Source organism: Acidobacteriota bacterium, from assembly GCA_016716435.1.
Classification (GTDB): Bacteria; Acidobacteriota; Blastocatellia; order Pyrinomonadales; family Pyrinomonadaceae; genus OLB17.
Genome location: JADJWI010000001.1, coordinates 575278 through 590229, shown reverse-complemented (window position 1 = coordinate 590229; position 14952 = coordinate 575278). Strand labels below are relative to the sequence as shown.

The following is a 14952-nucleotide window of genomic DNA, read 5'->3' as shown; positions in this document are numbered from 1 at the left end:
CATTTCATCGACGGCTGTGCCGTTCAGTTACCCTCAATAATCGAGGCAAATGTTCCCGCCCCGCAAATGGGTGAAGTTGGAAAAACGGTTGAGATATCTTACTGGCGTGCCGATTGGCAGGCTGTCGTCGATGGCCGCTCGGACGATATCAAGGCTCTTTTATCCAAACGCGACTGTCGATCACTACCCTTCGGAAGCGAAACCGCTGGAGAACGATCCTCAAGCTCAGGCTGATGCCGCGGCACGTTATGCCCCCGCACGGTGGGTTGGGTAGTCGCCCACTCTGGCCCCGCACGCAGCCGGTGAGATCCTGATCGCTGAGGACCCGGCACGCTTTCGCCCCGCACCGAATGCGATTTTTCGAAGGGCAAGGCGTGAAGACTTCGAAGGGTTGGGCAGTTGTGATCATCAGGCCGATGCCGGTTTGCCCTTCTCAAATGCGATGCCTTCGCAGATCTTAGCCGTTTGGCCATAGGAACTCATTGCGGAAGTCGGGCACTGGCGCAAGATGATGACCGGATGGGTGCCGCTGATCCTTAGGTGATCCGGGAAACTGCTATGACTTACATAAGGAATCTGAAGCGAATTCACGACCTGATCGACGCGATGTTCTTCGATCATCAAGAAGGCCTTGCTTCACTTTGAGTTCGGCGAAAGGCCTTAACCCTGCTAGAAACTTATGAAGCAGTTCTCCTTCGCCATATGCAGGATGAAGAAATTGACCCTCCTTCCTGTCGTGTGCCGAGGAGCGGTGTTTTCCGGGGTACCGGGTCGCCAAAACCTATTCTTCGATAGTCACGCAAGATGCGTTCGTATCTCGAGGTGTTCAAGCAGAAGACTTCCGCATTGCGAGCGGCAGGCCGGACGTCGATAGGGCATTCTTCAGCTTCTGGATCACTGAGGCGTTTTATCTCCGGCTTTGCGGCCATCGTGACAAACGAGAGCCGATTTTCTCTATCCCATCCTCGAGCAGCGCTCCGCTTTCGAGGATGAGAACGCTCGCTATTGTCGCGGATCGATCTCGACCCACATCACGCCTTGATTGCTGGAGCCGCGGATGCGATAGACCGAGGGGAGAGAAGAAATAGAACCGAAACCGTAGAAAACCAACTTTAAATGGAGGCGGGCCGAGTGGCGGCTGATCAGCATGCTTTTTGATTGTCCGACCGGCACGTGGTTCGACGACGTCAAGGCTCGGCGAACAGGTGAACGATAAGCAATTGCGACGAGCCGCACGGTCTGCCCAGAAAGAAGCGAGCGAAGGTCTGTTTCATTCTATCTTCGGGCCGGGCGGGCCCGCACCGGGCCGCGAGGTGAGTTACCGCGGCTGGGTTCAGCCGGGATATCTGCTCTCGGAACTGTCCACTTTCTACAACGCATTTTCCTACCAGCCAAAAACGCATGAGTTCCGGACCACATTGCCGTCAGACCGGCTTCATTCCTGTCTTCGCCTGAAGGAGTTCCACGCATGAGTGCGGCGACAAGGAAAAGCGGAAAATAACCGCCGAAGAAGCATCTAAGACCTTCCTGGACGATCGTATCTATCCAAGTACGCCGAGAAAATATGGCGAAGCTGCTCGCTGCTTCACCAGATCAATCATCTCGAACTGGCGGGCAGCGCGCTCTCTTCGAACACGTCGGTCCGGACAAGGATAAGGGCAAGCAAACCTACCTGCCGATACTGGACGAGGAGAACAGGTCCACTTATGGTCTGACCCCATCTTTCTAATCCCGATCGAAACCTTTATCTTCAGCTTAGTTTGATTGGGTTAAGGAAGGCTTCGGACGGGTTTTTCGTAGCTCGTTTGTCTTTTTCCCCTTCCGTGCGTATTACACAACTCTGACATCTGTCCCCTCAAATAGCTGATAACATGCGAATTACGGAGAGAAAACGCTTAACGGAAAGCTCGAAGTTCTCAAGTCAAAAGAGCTGTACCTAAATCAGGATTCAGCTTTCCGTGGGAGGCCCGATCAATCGTGAAAGTGTTACTTGTTTACCCTGTTTTCCCGGAGACTTACTGGAGCTTTCGCCACGCACTGTCGTTTGTCGGCAAGAAGGCCCGTTTCCGCCGCTTGGAAAGCTGTACATTTCCGCAATGCTGCGGAAACCTGGCGGCGGCGTCTTATAATCATGGTGTCAAGCCGTTGAGGAGAGCGATATTGAATGAGCGGACATCGTCCTTTCTCCCAGGCGCGATGATCCCGTCAGGAGGGATCGCTGGACAAGGTCGTAAGTGTGCAGCACTTGGCAGCAGCGGCGGTCGCAGTCGGCGGCCCGTATGTCTCGACGAGCTCGGATCTCGTACCGGAAGCGGATTTTATTTTCGTAGGTGAAGCAGAAACCAACGCCGGGTTTATCGACGATTTGAAATGCGGCTCGCCAAAACGCATTTATCAAGCAGCCGAGCGGCCCTCGCTTCTGTCCACGCCCGTACCGGATTTCGGTTTGATCGACATAAACCAGTACTCCTCGATGAATGTCCAATTTTCCCGGGGCTGTCCGTTTTCATGTGAGTTTTGCGACATCATCGAGATCTATGGCCGCTCGCCACGCACCAAGTCAAGCGAACAGATGTTGGCCGAAATGGAGGCGATGCGTGTCGCTGGGTGGCGCGGTACGGTATTCATCGTAGATGACAATTTTATCGGCAACAAACGCGAGGTCAGAAAATTTCTGCCGGACCTTATTGAATGGTCCGGGCGACATAATCATCCATTTTCCTTTTTGACTGAAGCAAGTGTAAATCTCGCCGAAGACGATGCACTGCTTGGTATGATGCAAGCCGCCGGTTTTCACCGCGTCTTTCTCGGTATCGAAACCCCAGCGCCCGAAAGCCTTAAGGAAGCCAACAAATCTCAGAATACAAAACGCGATCTGCTTGAGTCTGTGCGAAAGATCCAAAGCTTTGGCATCGAGGTTATGGCGGGTTTTATTGTTGGATTCGATAACGACCCTGAGGATATTTTTGAGCGGCAGATCAACTTTATCCGCGAAAGTGCGATACCCCTTGCGATGGTCGGGCTCTTGACCGCTCTTCCCGACACCCAGCTTTGGAAGCGTCTGGAGCGTGAAGGCAGACTCGTTCACGAAAGCAGTGGAAACAACACCGATTGTTCGTTAAACTTTGTTCCCAAAATGGATCGCGAGCGCCTGGTCGAAGGCTATAAAGACATTTTAAGAACCATTTACAGTTCGGAGGAATTTTATCAGCGCGCACTTGAGTGCCTATCGCGTGTAAGAAACGATGCGGCAGCTTTGCAGCGAGTCAGCGTCATCGGCGTTCTCGGGTCTTTCATCAAGATAGTCGTGAGGCTCGGAGTGAGCGACCGGGAACGCCTTCAATTCTGGAAGTATTTTGTCCGCGTCGTCAGGCTTTACCCGCGAAGTCTCGGAAACGGGATCGCCCTCGCGGCGATGGGTTATCACTTTAGAAAGGTGACCGAGATACAGTGTGCAAAAGTACCCGCGACAAAGTTTGAGAACGATGGCGATCCCTTTGCCTGCGAAATTAGTTTTGCTGACTGATCATATTTTAACGAATTCGGGGATTGATTAAGCCATCGTTCCCAAAATATCGGTAATGTCCTGGTCAGTGTCAGGATTATGAGCAAAACCTTGCCACGGTTTCGAATTCCTTTCATTGCTACCTTGGTCGGCGCGACGAATGCGAAAGCCAGTTTGTGATTTCGATATGTCAATTCCGGTAATCGTCTGATGACCAGCCTAATCGCCGGAATAACACACACTGACAGGCTGGCTCACGAACGGGAGTTCTGTAAAGGGTGTTTCGAAATCAGTCTTCCTGCGATCTTTGCCAGTTCGATCCCGCGTTCGATCGCTTGTTCATATCGAAGGGTGCCGTGCATAGCCAGTGAGAACCACAGCGGAAGTCCGCGAACGCGCCGTGTCAGTTGTATTTGGTAGTCTGACGGGTTGAACCCGTGAGCACCATCGTCACTGAAAATATCCAGATACGAGCCCTCCTGAGCGTGAGCATTCTTTGCGAGTTCCGGGTTGCGATAGATCACGGCGCCGCAATCATAAGGGGAAAAAAGCCATTTGTGCGGATCGATCGTGATGCTATCGGCCATCTCAATGCCGTTGAACATTTGCCGGGCCGATCGGGCGGCGAGAGCTGCGCCGCCGTAAGCGGCGTCAACATGAAACCAGACGCCCTCGGACCTGCAGATACTGCCGATACCCGAAAGGTCGTCGATGATGCCCGCGTTCGTCGTCCCGGCTGTGGCGACGACCCCGAAGAATCTGTTTCGTTCGTCGCGCGTCAACTGCCTTATTCGGTCGGCCAGCATCCCGCCCTCTAGCCGGCACTCGGTGCCGATCACTATAACGTCCAAATCCATCATCTTCGCCATCGCCTTGACGGATGAATGTGCGCACTCCGACGTAATCACGATCCCGCGAACTCTTGCATGGCTGCGGTTCCGCCGCCGCCAGTCTTCTCTTGCGGTGACCATTGCCGATAGGTTCGCGGCCGTACCGCCGCTGGTGAAGACACCAAACGCGCCGGCCGGCATTCCGGTCAGCGAGACGAGCCATTCCATCGCCTGATTCTCCGCAAAAATACAACCAGCACCTTCAAGCCAAAAGGCACCGTGGACACCGGTTGCCGAGGTGACCAAGTCGAACAAGACTGCGGCCCGTGTGGGGGACGCCGGCACGAAAGCCAAATGGCGAGGATGATCGATAGACACGCTTGACTTGACCAGAACATCCCTGAACAGAGCGAACGCCGTTTCACCGCCGATCCCTTGGGGCGTGATCGTCTCACCCACGAGCCTTTTTAACTCGGCCGCAGTTTTTGGAAAACCGGCGCCCGGATCGGCATCCGAAATGCGACCGATGGCGTACTTGATCACGTCGAGTGACATCTCGACCAAGTCAATATCAACGTTGTGCATAACGGGACAAAATCGGCTTCAGATGTAGCAGCCACAGGAGCAAGGCGGCGACCTACAATGCCAGGAAGTGACCTGCAACGACTGACACCACTGTCATCGCTCCGTACGCGATCTCAAGAAAGGCCGATCTGCATCGCCCGCAGCTTTTTCCGTCCGGGAGCAAGTCCGGTGACCGAGCGGCCCAATAGGATCAGCATCGCAAAGATCGTCAAGATCGGGCTCGTCCCAAAGTAGACAAGGATGCAGGTTGCGGCGAGCCCAACAACATGAGAAAGGGTTGGGATCGTCCTTGAGTAATCCTTTCCCTTTTCCAAGAGCAATCGATTTCGGACGTAAAGGATCGACGGGATCGAACGGAGGACAAATACCGTCCACAGCGAGGCAGCAATGGCCCAGGTCTGGCCGCCTGCGATAGCGATCGCCGCAACAGATGCCGAAAGCGAGACGGCGCCGCATAGTTCGGGGGCGAGCTGCCTGCCCCGACGCGATACGTCGTTAAAGATCTGATATCCGACGAGCGGCAGCACCAACGCGAAAGGCAAAAGCGGCCGCGAGCCGGAAGCGACCAACGTCCCGAGAATTCCGATCGCGAAGATTGACGCATACGCCATCAAGAAGACCAGTGCGGCTTTTGCGCGACTCGCATCCTTCATCCCCATGCGGTCGGCGATCAGGACCTTCAAGGTTGTCGGCAGAGAAATCCGATTGTCATCAAGACTATCCACAACCCTCCGACCGAAAAAGCAACCGCCACGCCGGCGATCAGCGGTTCGAGCAAAAAGCTCCAACCGCCATGTTCGACCGGAATGGCGATCTGCCTTATCTTAAACGTCCTCACCCGGCCGATTGCCGGTGCGGGTGTTGTTAGCGAAGCGGTGTTCGACATCTGGCCTTCAATTGAATGCACTACGCTCGAGTTCGACCGATCGGGGAAACAGCAAATTGTTCTCTAAATGGATGTGTTGGTGAATGTCGCGCTCGAAAGCCTCAAGCCGGTGGTACAGAGCCGTAAAACTCGGACACGCGCCGTCCGGCAAAGCGTAGTTGTTGGTTGTCGCACGCATTTTCGACAACAATTCACCGACCTCCTCATGTTCGACGTTCATCATACTGATCGGATGTCGAACAGTGCCAAAGGCCGGAAACGCTGCCGTCAGGTTGTTTGATAGGCGGTATTCCAGGTCCCGAATGTATGGGAACAGCACCATTTCCTCTTTCATCATATGCGGATCGAGGTCGTCGCAGACCGCCGCGAAAAAGGTCCTTCAACTCCAGCAAATATTCATAATGATCTCCGTGACGGCTCGCGACCTTGGCCATTAACGGAGTCAAATGAGCCATCTCGTCTTTTGTGTATACGTGATGTTTGTCCAGAATATGATCGATGAGATCGTTCAGAGACATCTCGGAAAGGGTTTCGCCCGCGGTCTCGGTCGCGGCGTCTACGATCAGGTCGATCTTCTGGTTTACAACGTCCGGTAGAGCTCCGGCCTTCCGGCATGCTTCGTCAAAAAGCGTGTCACCGTGGCAGCAGTAATCGATCTTGTATTCCTCGAACACGCGAGTCGTGAGCGGCATTTCAAGTGCAATTTCCCGAACCGTCTTTCCCTGTACATTGAGCATAGTTAGAACCTCCAGATCTGTTGTCGGGGATAATTATCGCGAGATCGGAGGGACGGAAATATGATCTCGGTCATGTTGCGCAATTTTGTTGCTCAACAAGCCTCGGGGCCGTTCGGGTGTGGATAGCGGTCGGACTGGTCTTCGTCGTTGTGGGCGCTGAGGCAGACGAAATCCTTTTCGATCAAGAACTTCAGGAAAGTTTCGTGGTCCAGCTTCTGGCTGCCGGAAATGCTTACTTCTTCGCTGCCGACCCAATCATCGGCGATCGACCGAGGAACGCTTACTGTGAGAGATCCCTCGGCAAAGCTTCCGGTGAACTCGGGTCCATCAGTGATCTTAAGTGCGTATCGGAGATCGTTTTCATTCGAACTGCCAAACCTCACACGCTCCTCGATCAAACCTGATTGGCCGAAGGACTCGACCTCAGACCTGCCGAGTCGAAAGCGAATGGAATTACCAAGTATTCTGAGTTTCATGGCCTACTCGCACGTAAATATTCTCTAGGCAGAATGATAGCGGAAAAGGCTCGCGGGCAAATATGACTCAGATCATCTTTTCGATCACCGCACCAATTCGCGAAGCTCATTTGTCGTCTCGAGATATATGCGCCCGCCTACGATTTTCAGACAGCCCTTGTCAGCCAGTTTTCGGATCGCTCGGATGGTCGTCTCGAGCGAGAGCCCGGCCATCTCGGCAATGTCCTGGCGGCGGTAAGTGATCTCCTTCACTTCATCCGCGCCGATGTCGCCGGCTAGCCGAAGTAAAACGTTCACTACCCGCTGCTCGGCGGAGGATGTCGCGAGGATCTGAACGGTATCGACGCGATCGCGGAGTATCCCGCACATCCGGGTCATGATCGCCGCTGAAAACTCTGGCGATGATCTCATTAACTCCAAAAAGTCTTTGCGTGGGATCAGCAGCAGATCGCTCTTCTCGATGGCAACCGCCGTGGCGGGGAATCGCTTGCCATCCATCGCCGGCGGTATCGCAAAAGCTTCACCCGAGTGAAACAGCCCGAGAATGACTTCTTTCCCGGGCTCGGGAAATCTGACGAGCTTGACTTTACCAGACAAGACGATCGGCAGAAACGTAGAGGTGTCACCTTCGAAAAAGATCGACTGATTGGGCGCGAACGTCTTCGTCGTACCCGATCTCGTGATCGTTTCCGCCAGTTCGCCGCCGAGATCTTTTAGCAGTTCTTCCATTCGAGAATACAATTTTGTTCGTTTTGCTTTTGATTGTCCATTCATGCACGCGACATGACTCAGATCATATTCCGCTCCGAAGGGATTTTTTATCGTTGTATTTGAAGGTGGGATGGTTATGAGCAGACCGATATTCGCAATTGCCTTAGTACTCGTGCTGTCGTTCCCTGTTTACGCGCAAGAATCGCCGGCCGACCGCGAGACTCGTATCAAGCAGCTCGAGACGCAGGTTCAGGCGATCCTCGAAGAACTTCAGAAACTAAAATCGGAATCGCCAGCTCCGACCGCGGCGGCAGTAAAGCCGACCGAAACGAAAGCTGCCGACACCGCTGAGAAGCAGCCGAAGGTCGGCGTCGATATCGGAAAGGGCGTCCGGCTGATCCCCTACGGAACGCTCTTCTTCAACGCATATGGCAACAGCGGCGGAACCAACAACGCGGACGTTCCTCTTTTCGCGACTCTCCCCGGCAGCGGCAACGTCAGTGCGAGTGCTCGGCAAACGCGACTTGGTCTCAGACTCGAAGGCGCACGGCTCGGGAACGCGAGAATCGGAGCCGTCGTCGAAGGCGATTTCTTCGGCGGATTTCCTTCCGTAGGTATCGGCGAAAACTTCGGCGTCGTCCGGCTTCGCCTTGCCTACACGCGGCTCGATTGGGAACGGACGTCTGTGACCGTCGGCCAGGATTGGATCGTGTTCGCACCCGTCAACCCGGTTTCGATCGCCGCGGCCGGTAATCCGCAGATGGGAGCGGGCGGCAATCTTTGGGCGCGTTTGCCGCAGGTCCGCGTGGATCAGAAATTGAACAGCAACCTCACCGTGCAGGCTGCCGCACTCGAATCTCAGACCGGCGATTTCGCGACCAACGCCGCATTCGTTGTGCAGCCGACCAGCGGTCAGGCGTCCCGAGTCCCTTTCCTACAGAGCCGCCTCGCCTATTCGAATGCAAACTGGCTCGGCACCAAAAAGTCCGGCAGCATCGGCGTCTCAGGCCACTTCGGTATGTCGCGGGTCTTTACCGGCCCGGCAAATACTCGTAATGACGTCGAGTCCGTTGGCGTCGCGGTGGACTGGAATTTTCCCGTAGCCGAGAGCGTCACCGTCGCCGGAGAAGCATTCTCTGGCCGCAATCTCGGCGGCTTCCAGGGCGGAGTTTTTCAAAGCTACAACACCGAGTTAGCATATTCAGATGGCTTAAAACTTACGCCAGGCGGCGTTAGGTCGATCGGGACCCGCGGCGGGTGGATCCAAATCGGTTATACACCTCCCGTCCTGAACAACCAGCTGGGGATCTACGGTTCCCTTGGTATCGACGACCCCGTTAATTCGGACCTCGTCAGCCTCTCATTCCGCGATTGGAGATCACGAAACTTCGTTATCGCCGCGAACGCTCTATACAGATTCACCCCTCAGTTCGCAGTGGGCGCGGAATTTCGCAGATTTAGAACTGACTACCTCTTTACCGGCCCAAGGTACGCAACTCACCTAAACCTCGGCGCGACCTATACATTCTGATATTTTAAAAAAATGACAGCCATCGAAGGGTTCGTTTTAGCCGGAGGACAAAGCCGGCGAATGGGTTCGGACAAAGCACAACTGAAGCTTGGAGGTCTCACACTTGTGGAGCGGGCCGCAAACGTTTTGGCAAGGAACGCGGAACCTGTGTCGATCGTGGGGCATTCGCCAAGCGACTACAGATCGAATCTAATTATTATTGAGGACGCGTCCGTTGGGGCGGGCAGGAGAGGCTCTGTCGTTGGCCTCTATACTGCACTGCTTAATGCGAAGTCCGAGTGGGCTGCGATTCTCGCGTGCGACCTTCCGCTAGTGGGTTCTGAATTGTTCACAATAATGGTCTCGTTCTGTAGGGAAAAGCATGATGGCTTGAACGAAACCATCGACGCGATCCTTCCACGGCAACCTGACGGACGCATACAACCCCTTTGCGGCCTTTACAAGGCCCAAACTTGTATTCCACACGTGAAAGAAATGTTGTCGTCGGACAATTGGAGCCTGCAGGACCTGGTCAGGCGGTTGAACACGCACATTCTAGAATTCTCCGCTTATGAGGATCTTGAAGGATCAGATAATTATTTCTTGAATGTAAACATCCCGGACGACTTCCGAATCGCCGTAGAGCATGAAACGAAACGCTCTCAACAATGGAAAAGAAAACAGCTTTTTTAGGCTAAGAATGTACCCAGAGAACCAATGGCGGTCTCGCGGAGAAGGTTTGATTTGGGTTAGCGAACTGGGTTACGCTGGTTGCGACTTGAGAACAGAAGATTATGGCAAGCGAACTGTTGAGACCAGACCTCATCGGTGTCGATCGAAAACGTCCTGCGATACTAGGAATTCTCGCGTCTGCCCTCCTCACTTTACTCGTTATCATTGGGTCACGAAGTCTCGAGCACTTTGATTCGGCGCTCTTCGGCTACACCATCGCCAGTATCGTCGCCTTGGGCGCGATCGTCTACCGATACGCGATCTGGCTGCAGCGGCCGGCCACGCGAGCCTATTGGCTTCGAGGATGGAAACTCTTTCGAGATAGAGAAAAACTGGCCAAGAATACGGCAACGGCGGCAACGACGATCGGAAAGAATCTGGTCGCACAGCACTTCATCTTCAAACGGGGCTTCAGCCGTTGGTTGATGCACTTCCTGATCATGTGGGGCTGCATTCTCGCGGCGTTAATCACATTCCCGCTGGCATTCGGTTGGGTACACTTCAAGCTTGAGGGGGATCTCGGTTACCGCGCCTACATCTTCGGTTTCCCCGGTCAGATCCTCGACGGCCGGAGCGCGGCGGCGTGGGTGCAGTTTCACGCCCTGGACTTCACCGCGATAATGGTCTTGGCCGGCTGTGCAATCGCTATCCATCGGCGGCTTAAAGATCGCGGAGCGATCGCATATCAGTCTTTTCTTCTAGATTTCACGCCCCATCTGATGCTGATAGCGATCTCTGTTTCCGGATTGATGCTGACAGTTTCGAGTCTCTGGTTTGCAGGCTACATGTATTCTTTCATCGCTCTGATGCACCAGGCTACGGTGATCATGACCTTGTTTTATCTTCCGTTCGGAAAGCTTTTTCACATCGTCCAGCGACCTGCTTCGATCGGAGTTGAACTATATCAGCAGCGGGCCCAGGAGATGGAGCCGGCGAGCTGTCCCCGATGCGGGACGATGTTCCTGGGGAAGATTTGGATCGAGGATCTAAAAAAGTTGTCGGTCAGCTTGGTTTCGATTACACCTTGCCGAACGGCCACACGCTGCAGGATTACTGCCCTCGCTGCAAGCGGATCATGCGCGGACTTGCATATGCGAGTTTGCCGAACAAGAATGAGTCGGTTTTCGAAGGTGCTCGGGCTAAGGTGGGCGATAACGAGTAGACGCTTATGTCCAAGGTAGAGAATTTAGAAAAGATCATCGAGCAATTCGGGCCACATCTGCACGACGCCCCGATCGACGGTTGGCTCGCAGATCGCGTGATCGACAAGGTTGTGCCTACGCATTGTCCATACTGCGGTATGCAGTGTGGAATGAATCTCCTTGTAGAAAAGAATCATGTCGTCGGCGTCGAACCCAGGTACGATTTCCGGTCAACGAAGGGCGTCTCTGCCCGAAGGGTGTAACGGCGTATCTCCAAACCCATCACCCCGACCGCCTCCTACACCCGCTGATCAAGCGCAACGGCAATTTTGAGCGGGCATCGTGGGAAGAAGCCTTTGATCTCATCGTTTCACGGTTCCAAACGCTGCAGGAGAAATACGGCAAAGATTCGATCGCCGTTTACTCCGGTTCGTCATTGACCACGGAGAAGACCTACCACGTCGGCAAGTTCGCTCGGTTAGCTCTCGGAACGCGATATATCGATTACAACGGTCGGTTGTGCATGGCATCAGCGGCCGCCGGGAACAACAAGGCGTTCGGCATTGACCGCGCGGCGAATCCGTGGAGTGACATTCCGCACGCTGAAGTACTGATCATAGCCGGGGCTAACTGCGCTGAGACGTTTCCGATAATAAATGGCTTTCTCTGGAAACAGCGCGACAACGGCGGCATGTGGATCGTAATTGATCCGCGCGAGACACCTACAGCACGGCAAGGCGACCTTCACTTGCAGCTCAAGCCCGGAACCGACGCCGCCGTCGCGAACGGCATCCTTAACGTTCTCATCAGCGAGAATCTCATCGATCAGGCGTTTATCGATTCGCGAACGAACGGCTGGGATGATACGCGGGAGACGGCGATGAAGTATACGCCGCAGGTCGCATCTGAGATCTCGGGGGTTCCGGCGGAAAAGATCGTTCAGGCTGCTCGAGCCTACGGCCGTGCGAGGACGGGAATGATAATGCATGCCCGAGGTATCGAGCATCATTCGAACGGCACCGAGAACGTTCTGAGCTATATCAACATCGTTCTCGCCACCGGAAAGATCGGCAGCAAGGGCCGAGGATACGGGACGATAACGGGTCAGGGTAACGGGCAGGGCGGCCGCGAGCACGGGCAAAAGGCTGACCAACTTCCGGGCTATCGGTCAATCAACGAGCCGGACCATCGGAAGTATGTTTCGGATGTCTGGGGCATCGATGAATCTGAACTTCCGCAGGCCGGTGTTTCCGCGGTCGAAGTGTTTGCGAAAATGCGCGAGGGCGAGATTCGCGGGCTTCTCTCCATTTGCAGCAATATGATGGTTTCGCTGCCGGATACGAATGAAGTTCGCAAGTCGCTTGAAGGGCTTGAGTTTAACGTTTGCATCGACTTCTTTTTGTCCGAATCCGCCCGCTATGCTGACGTCGTGCTGCCCGGGACCACCTGGTCCGAGGACGAAGGGACTACGACTAGCGGCGAGGGGCGTGTCATAAAGATCAACAAAGCTATTGATCCGCCGGGCGAGGCCCGACGAGACTGGGAGATCTTGCAGGAGATCGCTCACCGCATGGGCCGCGGGCAGTATTTTCAATTCGAGTCGCCAAGAGCGATCTTCGACGAGCTGCGGATCGCGTCCAAAGGTGGAAAGGCTGATTATTCGGGGATCACGTACGAAAAGATCGATAAGCAGGACGGCGTTTTCTGGCCCTGCCCAAGCGATGAGAGCGAGGGCACACCGCGTCTATTCGAAGAGAAGTTCGCCCATCCCGATGGAAAGGCGAAGTTTCATCCGATCGAATATAAAGGAGCAGCTGAGAAACCCGACGATGAATATCCGCTGATCTTCACGAGCGGGCGTATCGTCCATCAGTATCTGTCGGGGAACCAGACCCGTCGCATCGGTTTTCTCGTTCAGCAGTGCCCGGAGCCGTTCGTCGAGATCCATCCCGAAACTGCGGCGAAGTACAAGATCAATGACGGCGAGCGCGTCAAGGTCGTATCTCGCCGCGGCGAAGGCATCTTTCCGGCTCTGGTCGTGAAGACGATCCGACCGGATACGATCTTCGTTCCATACCATTGGGGAGAAGAATTGGCGGCAAACCAGATCACTATCGCCGCTCTCGATCCGACGTCGAAGATCCCTGAGTTCAAGGCCTGCGCTGCAAGACTTGAAAAGATCCACTCACGCGAATTGCCGATACTGGGAAAGGTGCGCAAAGGAATGAGCTTGAGCGAGGCGATTAAGGGCAGACAGCAAAAGGAGGCTAGCTAAATGAAGGAGACAATGTTCATCGATCCGCAGCGGTGTATCGGCTGCCGTGCATGCGTTGCCGCCTGTCGAGAATGCTCGACCCATAAGGGATACTCGATGATCTTTGTTGACTACATCGACCGGTCGGAAACCACGGCGACTATGCCGACCGTCTGCATGCACTGTTCTGAACCGACCTGCGCTCTCGTTTGTCCGGCCGACGCGATCAAGACGAACGAAGACGGTGTCGTCATGTCTGCGCTCAAACCGCGATGCCTCGATTGCCGAAACTGCGTTAACGCGTGTCCGTTCGGCGTACCTAAGTACAACTCGCAGATGCATCTGCAGATGAAGTGCGATATGTGCTACGACCGCACGAGCGAAGGTCTCAGGCCGATGTGCGCGAGTGTATGCCCGACGGGAGCGATCTCGTTCGGCACTTACGAACAGATCGTCCCGTTGCGGCGGACAAAACCGGTAAACGCACACGTGTTCGGTAATCAAAAGGTCGAGACGAAGGTTTATATGATGCTGCCCACCGACGCGGATGAAGTGAACGTTGATGGATGCGGCGTATTTGAAGGGCGGGTTTTTTCTGATGCTGCGGGGGACGAGTCGTGGATTGATACCCAGGTTGAGGACTCTGATAAGCGGAACGAGTTTTAGACCCATTTTATCGAGGTTTAATATGGACGGAAACAAAAGAGACGAACGGGACGTTCGAAAAGCGACGAAATCATTTGACGAAGAGTTTCCCTATGACCGCAGTGACGAGGCTCAGGTAACTCGCCGCGAGTTCTGCAATTTCCTGTTTTTGACCTCGTCGACGCTGCTAGCAGGAACCGCGGGCTTCGCCGCGAAATCGGTCTATGACGCGAGCAAGGAACCGGCATATGCTCCTTATCGAATTGAAAGGGCAGAGGTGATGCAGCCGGGAACAGCCCTGAATTTTTACTACCCCGGCGAGCACGATTCGGCGATCCTCGTCCGCTCTCGCGACGGTTCCTATCACGCATTTGGCCAGAAATGTACGCACCTCACCTGCCCGGTCTATTACGAAATGTCGAAGGACCGGCTCGAATGTCCTTGTCACGAAGGCGGGTTCGATGCTCGCACAGGCGCGGTACTCTACGGTCCGCCGCCGCGTCCCCTGGATAAGGTGCTGATCGAGGTTCGCGGGAGCGAGGTTTGGGCCATCGGACGTGAGCCGAGCGGAGGCGGCAGTCATGAAATTTGATTCTGAGACAAAGGACGGCGCAGTCGATTTCAATAGCCCCGGAACGCCAAGGCGTCACGAGGACCGCGGACGCACGGCGATCTGGCAAGCACGTCTTGTAATGTTCGTGATGATCAATCTCGCACAGCTTTGGATCTTGTCCGCGGCTATCGAGGCCGCGCTAGCGCGCCACTTCGACAAGCTCTGGCCGCTCATCATAGCTTCTTTTGTATGCTGGTCGATCGCGTTGACCATCTTCCTCTGGTGGAAGCCGGTCCCGAGGCGAGGTCAAACACGCGGTGGCTCCTTTAGCAAATGAAGTCGACCATCGACGGCCATGGCTAAAAAGGTATATAACCATGACTTCC

At 54.6% G+C, this 14952-nt stretch carries 15 protein-coding genes and 2 pseudogenes; 9 read left to right on the top strand and 8 right to left on the bottom strand.

Annotated elements, in window-relative coordinates:
• Positions 1–408: 408 nt before the first annotated feature.
• Positions 409–621 (bottom strand): hypothetical protein, encoded by a 213-nt coding sequence (locus tag IPM21_03015; protein MBK9162873.1) that lies wholly within the window; start codon positions 619–621, stop codon positions 409–411.
• A gap of 584 nt (positions 622–1205) precedes the next feature.
• On the opposite strand from IPM21_03015, the gene IPM21_03010 reads away from it, so the two are divergent.
• Positions 1206–1472: a hypothetical protein gene (locus IPM21_03010; protein MBK9162872.1), complete on the top strand. Its 267-nt coding sequence runs from the start codon at positions 1206–1208 to the stop codon at positions 1470–1472.
• Positions 1473–2236: 764 nt separating this feature from the next.
• A complete protein-coding gene (locus tag IPM21_03005; protein ID MBK9162871.1) occupies positions 2237–3526 on the top strand; it encodes a B12-binding domain-containing radical SAM protein in 1290 nt (429 codons plus the stop codon).
• Positions 3527–3553: 27 nt separating this feature from the next.
• Here the strand turns inward: IPM21_03005 and IPM21_03000 are convergent.
• From IPM21_03000 to IPM21_02970, 7 genes and pseudogenes are all read right to left on the bottom strand, one after another.
• Positions 3554–4920 (bottom strand): annotated as a pseudogene (locus tag IPM21_03000) (aminotransferase class V-fold PLP-dependent enzyme).
• Between the two features lie 113 nt (positions 4921–5033).
• Positions 5034–5603: a YwiC-like family protein gene (locus IPM21_02995; protein MBK9162870.1), complete on the bottom strand. Its 570-nt coding sequence runs from the start codon at positions 5601–5603 to the stop codon at positions 5034–5036.
• Positions 5600–5806 (bottom strand): YwiC-like family protein, encoded by a 207-nt coding sequence (locus IPM21_02990; protein MBK9162869.1) that lies wholly within the window; start codon positions 5804–5806, stop codon positions 5600–5602. Before IPM21_02990 ends, IPM21_02995 begins: the two co-directional genes overlap by 4 nt.
• Positions 5807–5813: 7 nt before the next feature.
• Complete coding sequence (locus IPM21_02985; GenBank protein ID MBK9162868.1) at positions 5814–6029, bottom strand: hemerythrin domain-containing protein; 216 nt, start codon at positions 6027–6029, stop codon at positions 5814–5816.
• A complete protein-coding gene (locus IPM21_02980; protein ID MBK9162867.1) occupies positions 6010–6543 on the bottom strand; it encodes a DUF542 domain-containing protein in 534 nt (177 codons plus the stop codon). The genes IPM21_02985 and IPM21_02980 overlap by 20 nt, the downstream gene beginning before the upstream one ends.
• A 92-nt stretch (positions 6544–6635) precedes the next feature.
• Positions 6636–7019, bottom strand: coding sequence for a hypothetical protein (locus tag IPM21_02975; protein MBK9162866.1), 384 nt, complete (start codon positions 7017–7019; stop codon positions 6636–6638).
• Between the two features lie 84 nt (positions 7020–7103).
• Entirely contained in the window at positions 7104–7748 is a 645-nt protein-coding gene (locus IPM21_02970) for a Crp/Fnr family transcriptional regulator (protein MBK9162865.1), read from the bottom strand.
• 118 nt (positions 7749–7866) lie between these two features.
• Between IPM21_02970 and IPM21_02965 the strand changes: the two genes are divergently transcribed.
• From IPM21_02965 to IPM21_02935, 7 genes and pseudogenes are all read left to right on the top strand, one after another.
• Positions 7867–9261, top strand: coding sequence for a hypothetical protein (locus IPM21_02965; protein MBK9162864.1), 1395 nt, complete (start codon positions 7867–7869; stop codon positions 9259–9261).
• A gap of 12 nt (positions 9262–9273) precedes the next feature.
• The gene (locus tag IPM21_02960; GenBank protein ID MBK9162863.1) at positions 9274–9933 is read left to right on the top strand and encodes a molybdenum cofactor guanylyltransferase; all 660 of its coding nucleotides are present in this window, start codon (positions 9274–9276) and stop codon (positions 9931–9933) included.
• A gap of 101 nt (positions 9934–10034) precedes the next feature.
• Entirely contained in the window at positions 10035–11153 is a 1119-nt protein-coding gene (locus IPM21_02955) for an MFS transporter (GenBank protein MBK9162862.1), read from the top strand.
• Positions 11141–13389: pseudogene (gene fdhF / locus IPM21_02950) on the top strand (formate dehydrogenase subunit alpha). The gene IPM21_02955 and the pseudogene fdhF overlap by 13 nt, the downstream one beginning before the upstream one ends.
• The gene (locus tag IPM21_02945; protein ID MBK9162861.1) at positions 13390–14034 is read left to right on the top strand and encodes a 4Fe-4S binding protein; all 645 of its coding nucleotides are present in this window, start codon (positions 13390–13392) and stop codon (positions 14032–14034) included.
• Between the two features lie 22 nt (positions 14035–14056).
• Positions 14057–14605 (top strand): Rieske 2Fe-2S domain-containing protein, encoded by a 549-nt coding sequence (locus IPM21_02940; protein ID MBK9162860.1) that lies wholly within the window; start codon positions 14057–14059, stop codon positions 14603–14605.
• Positions 14595–14903, top strand: a complete 309-nt coding sequence (locus tag IPM21_02935; GenBank protein MBK9162859.1) for a hypothetical protein — start codon at positions 14595–14597, stop codon at positions 14901–14903. The genes IPM21_02940 and IPM21_02935 overlap by 11 nt, the downstream gene beginning before the upstream one ends.
• Positions 14904–14952 lie beyond the last annotated feature (49 nt).

Excerpts from the sequence above, each read along its gene's own strand:
- IPM21_03015 (MBK9162873.1), bottom strand. The coding sequence starts at position 621 with ATGATCGAAGAACATCGCGTCGATCAGGTCGTGAATTCGCTTCAGATT.
- IPM21_02990 (MBK9162869.1), bottom strand. The coding sequence starts at position 5,806 with ATGTCGAACACCGCTTCGCTAACAACACCCGCACCGGCAATCGGCCGG.
- IPM21_02985 (MBK9162868.1), bottom strand. The coding sequence starts at position 6,029 with ATGATGAACGTCGAACATGAGGAGGTCGGTGAATTGTTGTCGAAAATG.
- IPM21_02980 (MBK9162867.1), bottom strand. The coding sequence starts at position 6,543 with ATGCTCAATGTACAGGGAAAGACGGTTCGGGAAATTGCACTTGAAATG.
- IPM21_02975 (MBK9162866.1), bottom strand. The coding sequence starts at position 7,019 with ATGAAACTCAGAATACTTGGTAATTCCATTCGCTTTCGACTCGGCAGG.
- IPM21_02970 (MBK9162865.1), bottom strand. The coding sequence starts at position 7,748 with ATGGAAGAACTGCTAAAAGATCTCGGCGGCGAACTGGCGGAAACGATC.
- IPM21_02965 (MBK9162864.1), top strand. The coding sequence starts at position 7,867 with ATGAGCAGACCGATATTCGCAATTGCCTTAGTACTCGTGCTGTCGTTC.
- IPM21_02960 (MBK9162863.1), top strand. The coding sequence starts at position 9,274 with ATGACAGCCATCGAAGGGTTCGTTTTAGCCGGAGGACAAAGCCGGCGA.
- IPM21_02955 (MBK9162862.1), top strand. The coding sequence starts at position 10,035 with ATGGCAAGCGAACTGTTGAGACCAGACCTCATCGGTGTCGATCGAAAA.
- IPM21_02945 (MBK9162861.1), top strand. The coding sequence starts at position 13,390 with ATGAAGGAGACAATGTTCATCGATCCGCAGCGGTGTATCGGCTGCCGT.
- IPM21_02940 (MBK9162860.1), top strand. The coding sequence starts at position 14,057 with ATGGACGGAAACAAAAGAGACGAACGGGACGTTCGAAAAGCGACGAAA.
- IPM21_02935 (MBK9162859.1), top strand. The coding sequence starts at position 14,595 with ATGAAATTTGATTCTGAGACAAAGGACGGCGCAGTCGATTTCAATAGC.